Genomic DNA, 14,801 nt, shown 5'->3' on the forward strand with positions numbered 1-14,801 from the left:
GCGCCGCTTTTTTGTCAATCTGTAAAAGTCCTGCATAGTATGATACTAACCAAAAGAAAGGAAGAGGACTTATACTATGACAGGTTTGATGTGGACTGCCTGCGGTACAGGCTTTACATTTCTTATGACAGCACTTGGTGCTGCTGTTGTTCTATTTATGATCAGTGACGATTTCAACGACAAAACGCGGCGTGCATTTCTTGGATTTGCAGCCGGTGTTATGATCGCTGCATCGGTCTGGAGTTTGCTTATACCCGCTATCGAAGAAGCAGAAAAGTTGGGTAAAAAAGGCTGGATACCCGCCGCAGGCGGATTCGCATGCGGTGTTATTTTTCTTATGCTGCTTGATAAGCTGCTGCCGTTTTTTCACCCAGAGCCTGACCGCGCAGAGGGTGTCAGCAGGGGACTTCGGCATACAGCAATGCTTGTTTTCGCCATAACTCTTCACAATATCCCTGAGGGGATGGCTGTCGGACTGGCATTTGCAGTCGCTGCAAATAACGGCGATCCTGCGATGTTTGCGGCAGCGGTAGCGTTGGCAATTGGTATGGGTATACAGAATTTTCCGGAGGGCGCTGCCATATCCATTCCACTCAGGCAGCATGGAATGGGGCGTTTTAAATCTTTTTTATACGGCATGGCATCAGGTGTCGTTGAACCGATATTCGGTCTGCTGACAGTCCTCGTTGCGGGAACAGTTGAAGCAATACTCCCATGGATGCTGGCTTTCGCAGCAGGTGCTATGCTCTATGTGGTCGCTGATGAACTTATACCGGAAGCACATCTCGAAAACTCCCGCACAGGTACTATAAGTGTAATGATAGGTTTTATGCTGATGATGACCCTTGATGTGGCTCTGTAAATAAAGCGTTTACAGGCGGATCGTATTCAATTTTAATGTATTATCGTCCGCCTGAAATGACTTTCATGTTAAGAAACTATAAACAATTGTGACTGTGTATTGACGTTCAGTCATAAACGTGCTAAAATAAATTATTGACAGTTCGTTTGCGCCATCCTGTCATTAAACAAAACCAGGGCATACAAGAGAAATTTAAGTGGGGTCTTTGCTCCGCTGTTGTCTTGATGCGCCTGTTTTTACAGACGCATTTTTTGTTTTTCGGAGGGAAAAATGTATAGATTAAAAACATCAGCGACCTTTGACAGCGCTCATTTTCTTGCAGGATATGATGGCAAGTGCGCTAACATACACGGGCACTGCTGGCGTATAGAGGCGGAGTTTTCCGGTGAAGAACTCGAACCGGTTGGTCAGGAACGTGGAATGCTAATGGATTTTTCTGTGATAAAAAAAGCAGTAAGAAGTCTTGCTGACAGCTTTGACCATACCTTTATCTTTGAGGAAGGTTCTCTCAGACCTGCTACGATAAGTGCGCTGACCGATGAGGGATTCAGTCTGACTCCCGTTCCTTTCAGACCTACAGCAGAAAATTTTGCAAAGTGCTTTTTTGATAAATTTGCGGCTCAGGGTCTTCCTGTGACTAAGGTCCGTGTTTACGAAACACAGGATAACTGCGCCGAGTATGAGGTGGACTGATGGAACAGCTCTTCAGTCTGGCTGAACACTTTATCAGCATCAACGGTGAGGGTCAACGTGCTGGCGAGTTGGCTCTGTTCCTGCGTTTTACAGGCTGTGACCTGCGCTGTGTCTGGTGTGACACACTTTGGGCTGTACCTAAAGATGCGCCCCACAAAGATAAGGATCTGAGGTCGCTTCTTGATATCGCACGCGATGCCGTGTCGCATGGGGTCAGGAATGTAACGCTGACAGGCGGTGAACCTCTGATGCAGAAAGGTATCGTCAGACTATTTGAAGCACTTCTTGACATGGGTCTGAGGGTCGAGATAGAAACCAATGGTTCTGTTGCACTTGCGCCCTTTATCAGGGATAAGCGCCCCGACTTCAACATGGATTACAAACTTCCCGACAGCGGAATGGAATCACGGATGATAATAGATAATATCTCACTTTTGCAGGCGAACGATACGCTGAAATTCGTATGTGCATCACACCGAGATCTGCTTCGGGCGTATGAAGTCATACAACAGACCAAGCCCAAGTGTAAAGTGTATTTCAGCCCTGTTTTCGGGAAAATTGAACCCGCCGATATGGTTGAGTTTATTAAAGAAAAAGGACTGGGAGAAGTTCGGCTGCAATTACAGCTGCACAAATTTATCTGGGATCCGCAGAAGAGAGGAGTCTGACTGATGGACAGAGAAAAGATCGAATATCATATCAGAGGTCTTCTGGAAGCCATAGGCGAAGACCCCGACAGAGAGGGACTTAAGGAAACTCCTGCCCGTGTCGCACGTATGATGGAAGAAGTGCTGGAAGGCACTAAATACTCAAATCATGAGATAGCGCAGATGTTTTCAAAGACTTTTGCAGAAGAAGGAAGCAGTGCTGATGAGGCTGTGGTAATGAAAGATATAACCGTTTTCAGTTATTGCGAACATCATATGGCACTGATGTATGATATGACTGTCAATGTGGGATATATACCTCACGGAAAAGTTCTAGGGCTCAGCAAGATCGCGCGTATATGTGATATGGCAGCAAAGCGCCTGCAGTTGCAGGAACGTCTTGGCAGAGATATCGCTGAGATAATCTCAGAAGCCGCAGGCACACCCGATGTTGGTGTAAAGATCGTCGGCTCGCACAGCTGTATGACAGCACGCGGTATAAAAAATGTATCCGCAAGAACAGAAACTCGTACATATCTGGGGCAGTTCAAAGAGCGGCAGGAACTCAAAGATATGTTGATCTAGGGGGATAAATATGAAAGCATTGGTATTATTCAGCGGCGGACTTGACAGCAGTACATGTCTGGGGCTGGCTGTTGACAAATACGGCGCAGATAACGTTTTAGCGCTGTCTGTCTACTACGGGCAGAAGCATGATAAAGAGATCAGAGCATCCGAAAAGGTTGCCGCACATTACGGCGTAAAACAGCAGACTCTTGATCTGGCGAAAATATTTGAAGGCTCTGACTGCACTCTGCTAAAGGGTTCAGATGGAGATATACCTAAGGAAAGCTATGCTAAACAGATCGAAGAGTCGGCAGGGAAGCCTGTTTCAACTTATGTTCCGTTCCGTAACGGACTTTTTCTTGCTTCCGCTGCGAGCATTGCGCTGTCTAATGGCTGCGATGTCATCTATTACGGCGCACACAGCGATGACGCAGCAGGTAATGCCTATCCCGACTGCTCTGAAAACTTCAACCGCGCTATGAATGAAGCGATCTATCTCGGCAGCGGCGAACAGCTCAGGATAGAAGCACCTTTCGTATCACTTACAAAGGCAGATGTGGTCAGAAAAGGTGTGGAACTGGGCGTTCCTTTTGAACTTACATGGAGTTGCTATGAAGGCGGAGATAAACCCTGTGGTATCTGCGGTACCTGCCGCGACAGGATAGCAGCTTTTGAGGCTAACGGTCTTATCGACCCGCTTATGAAAGGAGAATGAAAATGACAGGCAGAAAAGACAATGAACGCGGAGATATCTCTCTTCTGGGTCAGGCAGGTACTAAATACAGCAAGGATTATTCTCCTGAGGTGCTGGAAACTTTCCCGAATAAGCACCCTGACAGAGATTATTTTGTAAAATTCAACTGCCCTGAGTTCACTTCGCTTTGCCCTATCACAGGTCAGCCTGATTTTGCGACAGTATATATTTCTTACGTACCCGATGTTAAAATGGTCGAGAGCAAATCGCTGAAACTCTATCTGTTCAGCTTCCGCGATCATGGTGATTTCCACGAAGACTGTGTCAACATCATCATGAATGACCTGATAAAGCTGATGGAACCCCGCTATATCGAGGTCTGGGGTAAATTTCTTCCTCGCGGCGGCATCTCCATCGATCCGTACTGTAATTATGGTAAACCCGGTACTAAATGGGAACAGGTCGCGTGGGAAAGACTTACTCACCATGACCTTTACCCCGAAACTGTCAATAACAGATAACGCTAAAACCTCCTGATACAGCCTAATGGTCATAGCTGATATTCATATTGTTCACTATTCATTTTACATATTCATAATGCCGAACATTCTCCGCATAAAGGCACGCCATGTGATGTTCTTGGACTTCCATTCCCAATAGAATTGCCCGAACTTCGTCCGGTCGATTTAAATAGGCTTTCTGCGGCACGAAATTGTTCGTGCGGTATACATTTCCCGGGAAACGCTCCCCGGAAGTTTTCGCTTAGCGCTCTTGATGTCCTCACGCACAGACGGTCTGTAGCAAATTGCTAAGCATTCTGCGTGCTCACCGATAGCTTCTTGAAGAAGTTGTTCCTTTCTTATGTATAAATATTTTTCTTTCTGTTGATATATGATTGACTTTTTTATTGTGGTGATGTATAATAGAAAAACAAGTCTAACCACATTTTTAACCATAAAACGGATTGGGCGGGTGATGTATAATGCCACAAATGAATAAGGGCGGCAAGTTTATTGTTGGGAAGTCGCTCATTCGAGAAGATGGTGTATTGCAGTTTCCGGAACAAGCGATACAAGAGTATGACATTACTGCGGAAGGTCGAATTTATTTGATAACCGGAAGTAAAAAAACAGGCGGCTTTTGTGTTACCCGTAAAGGACTTCTTGCCCCTTCAAAACTTGGTCACATATTGTCCGATACTCCTGAATTGAAAGATTACTCGGTAAAACAGGGAGAATTCATTAAGTATAAGGGACGTTCCTACTCATGGGTTGAAATCAGCGATGACGGTAAAATCGTATTGACTGATGAAATGTTATCATTTCTGAAAATCAAATCGGGCATGAAACTGCTTTCTATTCGCAGCAGTGATATAGCTTTCACTATGGGAGCATACGGTCCATTGATAGAAGAATCAATGAAGCATGAAGATGAAATACCTGTATTCTAAATGTATGTACATATCATGTTACAGCAAGGAGAAACTGTTCTCCTTGCTGATTTTTTTATTCGAGTTGACCTTTTATATCCAAGACTATTCGTTCTGTAAGTAGCATTTGAAGATTTGCTCATGTTTTTCCGAAAGTTTACAGATTATTAATGGCGATTCTCTCTTTGAACTTCCTTTTCCTGTTCCGGTATCAGTATTCTTTTCTCACCTTTACTGCGCCCGCGTTTTTTAGGCTTTAGTGCAGCAAGACCGCCTTATGCAGATAAGACCGACTGCTTTCACAATCGGTCTTATCATACACTTTTCTATTGCACTATTTTGCGTTTACACAGAATTTGGGATCGACTATCGGGGCGTATTGTGAGGTGTTGCCTAAAGATATGATCATAATTCTTACTATTCGGGGCGATACATAAGTATGCTTACATTAAATATACCATTGTGTGTTTCAATGACCATTGAGCCTTTGTAGCGTTTCACAATGTTTTTCACTGATCGCAGACCGATGCCATGTCCATCTCTATTGGTGACAGGAAATCCGTTCTTGTCAAGCTCTACCCTACCGTGATAGGCATTGTATATCGATATAACCAGCGTTTTTGGATTGAGCAGACCGATGCGTACATTCACAAGGCGGTTATCACCATCAAGTTCAGATGCTGCACGAACAGCGTTTTCAACCAGATTACCCATCACTGCACACATATCAGATTCTTTAACAGGCAGCTCATCATCCAGTTCTATAGACCAGCTTATGGTAACATCAAGCGACTTTGCTACTTCATCATAGTGGCTTGCAATAGCATCGACCGCCTGATTCCGACATATCATCTTGTGACGCTGTGAGATGTGTTCGACCAGCGGTGCTAGGTATTCTTTGAGTTTATCTGTCTGCCCTTGTCTAAGATAGTCGTTGATTATAAGAATATGTTGACGGAAATCATGACGAAGCTGTGAAGATTCCTGTAAATAGAGCCTTGTTTTTTTGTATTGGTTTTCTTCCATGTGAAAGAGGTCAAGGCTTTGCTCCAATTCTGCACGTTCGGTCAGCTTCTTAGAAAGCCACCATAGAATGTGGTATAGAAACCATGTTATCAGCAGCATGGTCAGGAATAACACAAGGCTTATCTTTCGTAACCTGCCTGTCATGACATTTGCAGCACTGATGGGATTTGTCCAGATTATCAAAAAAGATGCCACAACAGGGGCGATGGAGAGTACACGCCAAGCCTGATCGAGATTTTCGTTCTCAAACATTTCCGGAAACTTCTTAAATAACGTTCTCGAAAATATGAGCCCAACGATCATTACGACACCGATACAGATGAGCCCGGATAGCTGGTTATAAACGTTGTCTTTATTATTTAGCTCCAGCGGTGCGGTCAGAAATGTGTTGTATGTGGTTGAAAAACCGCTCAAAAACACTGAGTTTGCGAAGGCAAAGAGTTTTTTGTAGAAAGAAAGTCCAAAGCAGAAATCATAAATTAAAAACAGTACTGCCATTGAAGGAAACAGTAGAGTATTCGCAGGCAGCATGAATGATGAACAAAATACAGCGCCGCCCACTGTAAACGCAGTGAGAAGTATCGCCAGTGAACCGAACAGAAACGGCTTGTTGACCTTGCGGCTGCTGTATACAGGGATTATCGCGATAGCTGCGGCAGGTATAATCATTGCAAGCTCGGTAAAATATCTGAGCGTTAGGCTGAAATTCATATTTCAAGCCTCCTGCGCATACGTGATGCGGCATATTTTGTAAATTTTGCAAGAAGTTCCTTGCGTCCTCGTCTGCGAACAGGATATATCATATCGTCCTGCATGATGATCTGATCGTCCTTTACCTGTGTGGCGTAATCCATATTAACAATAACACCGCGGCTGCAAAACAAGAAATTCGGCTCTTTTTCCAAAGCCGACACCAATTCGCTGAACAGCATTATGCTCTTTTTTACTTCACCGGTGATCAGTTTCAGATCAACCGAATGATTATTTGAAAGCACCGCAATGATCTCAGACAGTGGTATCTCCAGTACCATATGAGGAACATTGACTTTTAGCAGCTTGTCCTCGACATTCAAGTCATGTATTGTCCTGTCCATGATCTCTGCAAAAGCAGGATATTCAAAGGGTTTGCAAAGGTAGCCTTTTGGCTGTGATGAGAATGATTGAAAAACAAAGTCACGCGTGGTTGACATAAAAATGATGCCGATATCTCGATCAGCAATACGAAGTTGTTCAGCTAGTGAAAGTCCATCCATCTCACCCAAGCATACATCAAGGAAAATGATCTCGAATATTCCTTTGCGATAGCTTTTAAGAAACTCCTCAGCTGATGAATAGTTCGATATCCTGAAAGAGCAATTGTGTCTGCCGTCAAAATAACGGTCAAGGCAATTTTTTATGACAATGCGATCATGTTCGAGATCATCTACGATCGCAATATTCAACTCCATAGTTTCACCTCTCCTAACTAAGATCTCACTTAATTTAATATAAATATTATACCATAGTGCTAATTAAAAAACAAGGTACAAAAACAACCTTTCACGTAAGTTTTATACAATTCACGCAACTTCTATTGACATTTTAGTATAACTGTATCATAATATCTAACATAGTAAGGAAATTTATTCTATTCTTTATTTATTCAAAAAGTTTAAATTTCAGCATCTGCATTTTAAAGGATATAAATACCTAGACGAATACTGTTTTTAGGCAGATGTAATTATTCTGTCATCGTCAGACAGTTCTGAAGACACTTCAAAAAATGAAGCTGAGCCTTACTATAGCAATCCAACTGTTTAAATTCACAAAATCCGGTCGAAATAGCTAGGATTTATGGGCTTTATGACTGAATTTTGTCTGAATTTTAAGGCGGATTGCTATAATACACTTTAAAGGTTAAACGGGTGTCATTTGAAGTATCGTGGATGATGTCATTTTATTCTTGCTTTATTGACAAGTAGTCTTATCATGTGTAAATAAAGTAAATAATTAAATAAGTCCACAAATCATTTGTATATGTTAAAATATATGGAGGTTATCATTTAACATGATAAACAAATTATATATATTAAACGACTTATTATTAAAGTTTATATGAAGTTTCTACGCCCATAAAGTATTTATATTAATAAACAAGAAATAAATAAACAAGAAATAAAACATGTGGAATATTTGATGTTTTTATGTGAAGTTGATTGGTTAATAAAAGCATATTCTTTTCAATGAAATATGAAGAATACGCTTTTAAATATATTTTACGTTATAGGAGGATATAAGAAATGAACGAAAGAAGAAGTTGTAAAAAGGTAACAGCTGGTTTGATGGCACTTATAATGACAGCAGGTATGCTCAATGCCGGTGTCGGCAGTTTTGCAAGCATGCAGACTGTAACTGCAAGTGCTATGGTTGTCAAACATACAGCCCTGTATGATGATGAAATAGTTACCGATGAAGAAACAACCGCAGACGGCGATGTTATGCTTAGTGAAGAGATGACTGAGCTCAACAGCGCAAATTACTTCGTTGACGGCGGCGTTGTTACCATCGACAGTGTTATCACTGTTAAAGGCGAAGTAAATCTTACACTGAACAACGGTGCAGAGCTGATCGCAGCTAACGGAATCGTTATTGAAGAGGGCGGCGTGCTCAACGTATACGGTGACGGCGTACTTACTGCAACAGGTGCTCCAAATGCAGGCACAAATCAGTATGGTCATAACGCTATCAAGGGTACTATAAACATATACAGCGGTACTGTTGATGCTACAGCAAGTGATTCTGCACAGGGTTATGGCAGCACCGGCTGGCTGCACGGCAACACAGGTATTGAAGGCGTAGCTGCTATCGATGGTGATATAACTATCTACGGCGGTACTCTTATTGCGAAGGGCGGCAACGCAGGTGATGGTGGTGATGGCTGGTATGCAGGCAACGGCGGACACGGCGGCTATGCTCTGGCAGGTAATATCACCATAAACGGCGGTAACTTTAAACTCGAAGGCGGCAAGGGCGGCGAAGGCAGACCAAGCAGTGGCCCCAAAAATAGCGGTTATACCGATGGTCAAAGAGGCGAGGACGGTGCAGCATTCGCTCCTGATGCTAAGGTAGTTGTAAATACTTCTAATGTCAGCACTTCCAAGACTCCTGAAATCGTATACGAAAAAGGCAGCGGTTGTGCTAAGCTGACATGGACAGCAGTTGCAGGCGCTGAAAAGTATGCTGTAGCCGCTTTCCAGAACGGTTCATGGACTCTGCTTGACCAGGGTTATCCTACATCTTATGTACTCAATGGTCTGAAGGCAGGTACTGAGTACAAGGTAGCTGTTATAGCAATGTTCAACGGTGAGTGGAATATGGACTTCACCAATGCGATCACTGTAACTGCAAATGCTGCAAAGAATGAAATGTATCCAAAGGTATCCAATATTGAATACAGCAAGGCAACACATCAGTTCAGACTGAACTGGAATGCTGTAGATGGCGCTTCGCAGTATGGTATTGCTACTAAGGTAGCCGGCAAGTGGAAGATCGTGTCATACACTGACAAGACTACATTCACATCGCCTAAGTTGACAGCAGGCAGTACATATGAGTTACTGGTATGCGCAAAGGTAGACGGTAAATGGGATATCAGCTCAATGAGCAGCAGAGTATTCACAGTTACTGTTAAATAAGCTAAACTACTTCGATAAAGCCGACAGTTTCACAGTAAGCTGTCGGCTTTTTATTGCAAAATAACATCAGAATATTTTGCCCCGAACCGATATTGACAAAAGCGATCAATGCACATCAACAGATCATACTTTATGTTAAGACGCACTTGACAATTTCTCATCTTTGTGGTACAATCCTTTCGTTGGTTTAATGTTTTTTGCAATTATATTATACCACAAAAAGAAGAGCTTGGCACTACCTTTCAGGTCTGTGCCAGGCTCTTTTTCTTTGTTGGGGCTGCAACAGCCTCTTTTTATCTTTGAAATTTTGAATTTGTGTTTATTTAAGAGTATGTACCACTTTCACAAAATTCATCCGAAAAATTCATATTATTTGCTCTTGAAAAATTATTACGGTTGATGTATAATACTGTTAATGTATTATTTACAAATAAAAGGACTGATACGATTATGAAAAAAAGAATTATAAGCGGACTGGCTGCACTTGCAATTGTGCTTTCGGGCAGTGGCGCGGTCGTTGGGAACGTGGTCGATTTGCAGTTTGATATTGCGGCAAGCGCCGAAAGCGTTGCAAGCGGCACCTGCGGTGAAAATCTGACCTGGAGCCTCGATAACGAAGGCACGCTTACGATCAGCGGTACGGGAGAAATGAATAATTATGCCCATTCTTATGATTCAGATATCGGAAAAGGTTATTCAAGCTCCATAAAAAGAATTGTTATTGAAGAAGGTGTTACAAGCATCGGAAACAACGCATTTACTACCTATTGTAACGGCATTACAGATGTAACCATCCCGGAGGGTGTCACAAGCATTGGAGCTAATGCGTTTGAAAGCTGCGGTCTGACAAGCATAAACCTCCCCGACAGTGTCACAAGCATCGGAGATTTTGCGTTTGCAGACTGCACTAAGCTTAAAAGCGTAACTATTCCCCGCAATGTTTCCAGCTTTGGCGTGAATGTGTTCAAGTCGTGGTTTGATTCCGCTCTTGAAAGCATAAATGTTGATCCCGACAACAGTTACTATTCCTCGGTAGACGGTGTTATGTATAATAAGGACATGACAAAACTCGTGGCTTTCCCGTGCGGCAAAACAAGCGTAACGTTGCCTGACACTCTCACTAGTATAGATGAAAATGCATTTTACGAATTTGAAAAGCTTGAAAGCGTAATTATCCCGAACGGCGTTAAAAGTATAGGTGAATCCGCTTTTGAGGGCTGCAGAAAGCTCAAAAGCATAACAATTCCGGAAAGCGTTGAGAGCATTGGAAAGAATGCGTTTTTTGACTGCACTGCTATGACAAGCGCGACTCTGCCGAAGAGTAATATAAAAATTGGCGAATACGCTATCGGTTACTACTATCATCTCGCGGAGGGATATCCTTGGTCTCCGAATTTCGTCGAGGACGGACCCCGTGTGATGGAAAACTTCAAGATATACTGCTATGAAGGAACAAGCGGCGAACAGTACGCGAAAAACAACAAGATCGCCTATGAACTGCGCGAAGATATCGAACCTGCCAATCCCGTTGTTACATACACCCCGGGCGACGGCTGTGTCACACTCAAGTGGAAAGCTGTAAAAGACGCTGAAAAATACGCTGTCGCAGTCGAGGTCGATGGCGAATGGACTATTGTTGAAAATACTTCCGATACTTCCTTTGTGCTTAGAAATCTGAAACCGGGCGTGAATTACAGTGTTGCCGTGTTATCAATGTTTGACAGTGAGTGGTACGTCAATTACTCGAACATGATAACCGTCACACCGTATGCGAAAACACCAGTGTACCCGATCGTTACCAACACCGAATACAACGAAACATATAACCAGTTCAGAATCCACTGGTCGGAGGTCGAGGATGCGGAAAAGTACGGCGTTGCCGTATACATCAAAGGCAAGTGGAAGATCGCAGATCAGAATATCCCCGCAACAAAGACCTCATTCACCTCGCCCAAACTCACACCGGGACACCAATACAAGGTAGCAGTCTGCGCCAAGGTTAACGGCAATTGGCAAACCGACAAGATCAACAGCAGAGCTGTAACAGTTACTATAGTAAAGGGAACGACATTATTAAAAGGTGATGTTAACGGTGATGGAGAGATAACTGTTACCGACGTTACTAAGGTTGCAGCTCATATTAAAGGCAAGAAGCTACTGAGCGATGATGAAAAGTTACGAGCTGATGTTAACGGCGATGGAATTATAAATATTACTGATATTTCAAAAATAGCAGCTCATATAAAAGGAGAAAAATTACTGAGTTGACGATAAATCCAATATAGAGGCTGTTGCAACCGCAGCACCCTCTAACCATATCCGAACATCAGAGTAAAAAAAATATTAACTGGTGAAATAAGCTGTTTCAGTGCGCACACCCCCAAGCCCTCTTCAAAAAAGAGGACTCGGGGGTGTTATGTTCTGCTGTTTTTTTATGCCGTTTTCAGTTCAAAAAGATAAATTCCAAGTCGGTTTTCTGAGATCTTAGCAAAAAGCTTCTTTATGTTGTATGCAAGTCCCAGCAAAAGGAACTCAGTTCTGATGTTGTTTTTGCCCCTGCACAGGAATCTTCTGATTAAAAACAGTATTTGTGTTTTCTTTTACTAATGGAAACACTTATTGTATTAACTTTGACCTTTATCTCAGCAAGGAACTGCGAGATCAAAGATACGACGTTATTTCGGATGTACTAACCAATGAACCGCATAGAGAACTGAAGTACATACGTTGTAAAGAATGCGAAAAGCTATTCGCTCTTACTAAAAATGAGATCGAGTGGTTTGATAAAAAGAAATTTTCGTTACCCAAAAGATGTGAGGATTGCAGAAACAAAAGGAAGAACATGACAGGATAAAGGCTATAACAGATAAGTATTCAACTGAACCGGTTCATGTAGAAATGAACTGCCTGTACGATTACGTCAAAAGAGGAACTATCACTCTGGATACAAGAGTAAGAGTATCCGACCCCTGTTATGACATGGGGACCTGGTGTGCAGGAAGTCTTGAGAATGTTCTTCCCGGAACATACAACTGCTTTTGTCAGAATACAGGAGAGGGGAGAGTCGCTGCTATCAAGGTAGTACACGAGAAGTACGCCCCTGAAGAGTATGAACCTGATGAACTTCAGAACATTGACGTAGGAGTGGATTCCGGTGAATGCGGAATTTATGACGAAGATTATTTTGCAAAAAAATGCAAGGATAAAGAATGGTACGAATCCACATTTGTGCAGAGAGGTGCAGCACCTTTAGATGATAAAGCATTCATCAGCAGTTCAGGCTACGGTGATGGTAGTTACGAATGCTTTGTTGCAAGAAATCCCGAAGGAAAGATCGTAGCTATAAAGATATTATTTATCAGCTTTGAGGAAGATGAGGAGGAAGAATAATGAAAAAATTTAACGTAATAATTACAGAAACACTGAGGAAGGTAGTCACTGTCGAGGCTGAAACTGCAGAAGATGCCGAAGAGATCGTTGATGCAGCATGGCATAATAGCGAATACATTCTTGAAGCTGAATAATTTGCAGGTGTCGAGTTCACAGTTCGGAACGACAAAGACGGAGTGGAGATAGAAGAGATCAATGTTGAAGATAATAGTATAGATACATCGAAAGATCGTCCGTATGATAATTTGTATGATATGTATTACGATGAATTTGATGATTACGAAAAATAAGATAAACCGATAACTTATAGCAAACACTCTTCTTCGGAAGGGTGTTTTTTTATTGGGGAAAATATTCAGGTATAATATAAGCAGGATCGGTTTTTGATAATTGGAGTCATTAAAAACTGAATCACTATAATAATTAAGGAGGATAAAAAATGAAAAAACGAATGAACTACATTTCATGGGACGATTATTTTCTCGGTATAGCCGAACTATCTGCTGCAAGGAGTAAAGATCCGAACACTCAGGTAGGGGCTTGTATCGTTTCTGAGGAAAACAAGATACTTTCATTGGGATACAACGGAATGCCTGCCGGATGTAATGATGATGAGATGCCCTGGGGTAGGGAAGGGGACTTCCTTGATACTAAGTACCCTTTTGTCTGCCACGCAGAACTTAATGCTGTTTTGAACAGCAACCACGACCTTAAAGGGTCAAGGATCTATGTATCACTTTTCCCATGCAACGAATGCGCCAAAGCAATAATCCAGAGCGGTATAAAGGAAGTTATTTATACATGCGACAAATATGCAGATACAGACGGAACAAAGGCTTCAAAGATGATGTTTAAGATGGCGGGTGTAAAAACTCGTCAGATAAAGCAAGAACATCTTGTAAAGATATTGCCGAATATAAAGCCTAAGAGATGGTTTTTGATCTATAAGGGAGAAGGTTCAAAAATGAACATTACTCCATATAAGTCTGAAGCCGAGGCAAAAGAAGCAATGCGTAACGAATACGGCATGTATTGCTTTTATAAAGAGGGATTTACCTGTTATGGAGACTGCTGGATCAGAGAACTCGATGCTTATGTAGATAGCCCTGATGATGGATGGCAGAGGAGATGGGTGATCATTCCGGAAGACGAACTTTTCAAAAACTATGACACTATCGGTTTTTAGTGAAAAAGAGGTATTAAATATGAGTGATACAAAGATCATCAGAAGACTTAAAGACTATAAGGGATTCCATATATGGAAAGATCACACAGTTAAAGGTGAAATCTACTATTATCTTTGTGATCCTGAAGAAGATGAAATCATAGACGTATTCCGAACTTTAAAAGATGTTAAGAAAGCTGCTGATAGACGCATTTAGTAACGTATTAAAGACAAAAACACTGAATAGGAGAAATAAATTATGAAAAAAAGAAAATTTACACTCAAAACAGAATTCGGAGCAGAAAAGGTCAAATTCGCGATCAGCGAATATCTCGAATCATTTATTCCCGGCGGTGGACTTTATCTGGGTCTGATGAGCTGGGACGAAGATCTCGGATGCTGGACCTCGTACTGTGATGTATCTACTAATCTTCCGGAAACAAGTTTTCTTCACGTTCCGCCTGAGAATGCCATCTATATAAGAGATGACAAGTACTGGTATCCTGCTTTGAAAGAGATACTTACAGATGAAAAGCTGGCGTTCCCAACAAACAGAAAGCTAAGTTCCGGATATTGCACTTATGACGAATGGATCCTCAGCGATAAACTCAAAGAGATCGCTGAGGAGATCGAATAAAAAGGAGAAAAATTATG

General features: G+C 42.1%; 16 protein-coding genes and 1 pseudogene. 15 read left to right on the top strand and 2 right to left on the bottom strand.

Going from position 1 to position 14,801, the window contains the following annotated elements; all coding sequences use genetic code 11:
- Nucleotides 1-76 precede the first annotated feature (76 nt).
- The 7 genes from CUS_RS04165 (at nt 77) to CUS_RS04195 (ending at nt 4,913) form a co-directional block, all read left to right on the top strand.
- Nucleotides 77-862: a ZIP family metal transporter gene (locus CUS_RS04165; protein ID WP_002847691.1), complete on the top strand. Its 786-nt coding sequence runs from the start codon at nt 77-79 to the stop codon at nt 860-862.
- Between the two features lie 270 nt (nt 863-1,132).
- Nucleotides 1,133-1,555: a 6-carboxytetrahydropterin synthase QueD gene (gene queD / locus CUS_RS04170; RefSeq protein ID WP_002847698.1), complete on the top strand. Its 423-nt coding sequence runs from the start codon at nt 1,133-1,135 to the stop codon at nt 1,553-1,555.
- The gene (queE, locus tag CUS_RS04175; RefSeq protein ID WP_002847689.1) at nt 1,555-2,223 is read left to right on the top strand and encodes a putative 7-carboxy-7-deazaguanine synthase QueE; all 669 of its coding nucleotides are present in this window, start codon (nt 1,555-1,557) and stop codon (nt 2,221-2,223) included. Before queD ends, queE begins: the two co-directional genes overlap by 1 nt.
- Nucleotides 2,224-2,226: 3 nt before the next feature.
- Nucleotides 2,227-2,787 carry a GTP cyclohydrolase I gene (folE, locus tag CUS_RS04180; RefSeq protein WP_002847707.1) on the top strand — a complete coding sequence of 187 codons (561 nt, stop codon included), beginning with the start codon at nt 2,227-2,229 and terminating at the stop codon, nt 2,785-2,787.
- Nucleotides 2,788-2,797: 10 nt separating this feature from the next.
- Nucleotides 2,798-3,484, top strand: a complete 687-nt coding sequence (queC, locus tag CUS_RS04185) for a 7-cyano-7-deazaguanine synthase QueC (RefSeq protein WP_002847681.1) — start codon at nt 2,798-2,800, stop codon at nt 3,482-3,484.
- Entirely contained in the window at nt 3,481-3,984 is a 504-nt protein-coding gene (gene queF / locus CUS_RS04190; protein ID WP_347493998.1) for a preQ(1) synthase, read from the top strand. Before queC ends, queF begins: the two co-directional genes overlap by 4 nt.
- A 461-nt stretch (nt 3,985-4,445) precedes the next feature.
- Complete coding sequence (locus CUS_RS04195) at nt 4,446-4,913, top strand: hypothetical protein (protein ID WP_037276519.1); 468 nt, start codon at nt 4,446-4,448, stop codon at nt 4,911-4,913.
- 396 nt (nt 4,914-5,309) lie between these two features.
- Here the strand turns inward: CUS_RS04195 and CUS_RS04200 are convergent, their stop codons facing one another.
- Together CUS_RS04200 and CUS_RS04205 are read right to left on the bottom strand one after the other, a co-directional pair.
- Nucleotides 5,310-6,629, bottom strand: coding sequence for a sensor histidine kinase (locus CUS_RS04200; protein ID WP_002847701.1), 1,320 nt, complete (start codon nt 6,627-6,629; stop codon nt 5,310-5,312).
- The gene (locus tag CUS_RS04205) at nt 6,626-7,366 is read right to left on the bottom strand and encodes a LytR/AlgR family response regulator transcription factor (RefSeq protein WP_002847704.1); all 741 of its coding nucleotides are present in this window, start codon (nt 7,364-7,366) and stop codon (nt 6,626-6,628) included. Before CUS_RS04205 ends, CUS_RS04200 begins: the two co-directional genes overlap by 4 nt.
- A gap of 831 nt (nt 7,367-8,197) precedes the next feature.
- On the opposite strand from CUS_RS04205, the gene CUS_RS04210 reads away from it, so the two are divergent.
- The 8 genes and pseudogenes from CUS_RS04210 to CUS_RS04230 all read left to right on the top strand — a co-directional run bounded on the left by CUS_RS04210 (nt 8,198) and on the right by CUS_RS04230 (nt 14,784).
- Nucleotides 8,198-9,592 (top strand): fibronectin type III domain-containing protein, encoded by a 1,395-nt coding sequence (locus tag CUS_RS04210; protein WP_002847705.1) that lies wholly within the window; start codon nt 8,198-8,200, stop codon nt 9,590-9,592.
- A gap of 450 nt (nt 9,593-10,042) precedes the next feature.
- Nucleotides 10,043-11,860, top strand: coding sequence for a leucine-rich repeat protein (locus CUS_RS04215; RefSeq protein ID WP_002847697.1), 1,818 nt, complete (start codon nt 10,043-10,045; stop codon nt 11,858-11,860).
- Nucleotides 11,861-12,182: 322 nt separating this feature from the next.
- On the top strand, nt 12,183-12,446 hold the full coding sequence (locus CUS_RS20775) for a zinc-ribbon domain containing protein (protein WP_080559514.1): 264 nt from the start codon (nt 12,183-12,185) through the stop codon (nt 12,444-12,446).
- On the top strand, nt 12,413-12,982 hold the full coding sequence (locus CUS_RS04220; protein WP_002847706.1) for a DUF4241 domain-containing protein: 570 nt from the start codon (nt 12,413-12,415) through the stop codon (nt 12,980-12,982). The genes CUS_RS20775 and CUS_RS04220 overlap by 34 nt, the downstream gene beginning before the upstream one ends.
- The gene (locus tag CUS_RS20350; protein WP_002847702.1) at nt 12,982-13,116 is read left to right on the top strand and encodes a DpnD/PcfM family protein; all 135 of its coding nucleotides are present in this window, start codon (nt 12,982-12,984) and stop codon (nt 13,114-13,116) included. The genes CUS_RS04220 and CUS_RS20350 overlap by 1 nt, the downstream gene beginning before the upstream one ends.
- Before the next feature lie 305 nt (nt 13,117-13,421).
- Nucleotides 13,422-13,889: pseudogene (locus tag CUS_RS04225) on the top strand (deoxycytidylate deaminase); the annotation flags it as partial.
- A 298-nt stretch (nt 13,890-14,187) separates the two neighbouring features.
- Nucleotides 14,188-14,364, top strand: a complete 177-nt coding sequence (locus CUS_RS19730; protein WP_002847699.1) for a hypothetical protein — start codon at nt 14,188-14,190, stop codon at nt 14,362-14,364.
- 42 nt (nt 14,365-14,406) lie between these two features.
- A complete protein-coding gene (locus CUS_RS04230; protein WP_002847675.1) occupies nt 14,407-14,784 on the top strand; it encodes a DUF4313 domain-containing protein in 378 nt (125 codons plus the stop codon).
- The last annotated feature ends 17 nt before the right edge of the window (nt 14,785-14,801 follow it).

The sequence above is a fragment of the Hominimerdicola alba 8 genome (assembly GCF_000178155.2).
Taxonomy (GTDB): domain Bacteria; phylum Bacillota; class Clostridia; order Oscillospirales; family Ruminococcaceae; genus Hominimerdicola; species Hominimerdicola alba_C.

Bases quoted from the DNA above. Each gene is read 5' to 3' on its own strand.
- queF (WP_347493998.1), top strand. From the start codon at position 3,481: ATGAAAATGACAGGCAGAAAAGACAATGAACGCGGAGATATCTCTCTT.
- CUS_RS04195 (WP_037276519.1), top strand. From the start codon at position 4,446: ATGCCACAAATGAATAAGGGCGGCAAGTTTATTGTTGGGAAGTCGCTC.
- CUS_RS04230 (WP_002847675.1), top strand. From the start codon at position 14,407: ATGAAAAAAAGAAAATTTACACTCAAAACAGAATTCGGAGCAGAAAAG.
- CUS_RS04210 (WP_002847705.1), top strand. From the start codon at position 8,198: ATGAACGAAAGAAGAAGTTGTAAAAAGGTAACAGCTGGTTTGATGGCA.
- CUS_RS04205 (WP_002847704.1), bottom strand. From the start codon at position 7,366: ATGGAGTTGAATATTGCGATCGTAGATGATCTCGAACATGATCGCATT.
- queD (WP_002847698.1), top strand. From the start codon at position 1,133: ATGTATAGATTAAAAACATCAGCGACCTTTGACAGCGCTCATTTTCTT.
- CUS_RS04200 (WP_002847701.1), bottom strand. From the start codon at position 6,629: ATGAATTTCAGCCTAACGCTCAGATATTTTACCGAGCTTGCAATGATT.
- CUS_RS20350 (WP_002847702.1), top strand. From the start codon at position 12,982: ATGAAAAAATTTAACGTAATAATTACAGAAACACTGAGGAAGGTAGTC.
- queE (WP_002847689.1), top strand. From the start codon at position 1,555: ATGGAACAGCTCTTCAGTCTGGCTGAACACTTTATCAGCATCAACGGT.
- CUS_RS04165 (WP_002847691.1), top strand. From the start codon at position 77: ATGACAGGTTTGATGTGGACTGCCTGCGGTACAGGCTTTACATTTCTT.
- CUS_RS19730 (WP_002847699.1), top strand. From the start codon at position 14,188: ATGAGTGATACAAAGATCATCAGAAGACTTAAAGACTATAAGGGATTC.
- CUS_RS04215 (WP_002847697.1), top strand. From the start codon at position 10,043: ATGAAAAAAAGAATTATAAGCGGACTGGCTGCACTTGCAATTGTGCTT.
- queC (WP_002847681.1), top strand. From the start codon at position 2,798: ATGAAAGCATTGGTATTATTCAGCGGCGGACTTGACAGCAGTACATGT.
- folE (WP_002847707.1), top strand. From the start codon at position 2,227: ATGGACAGAGAAAAGATCGAATATCATATCAGAGGTCTTCTGGAAGCC.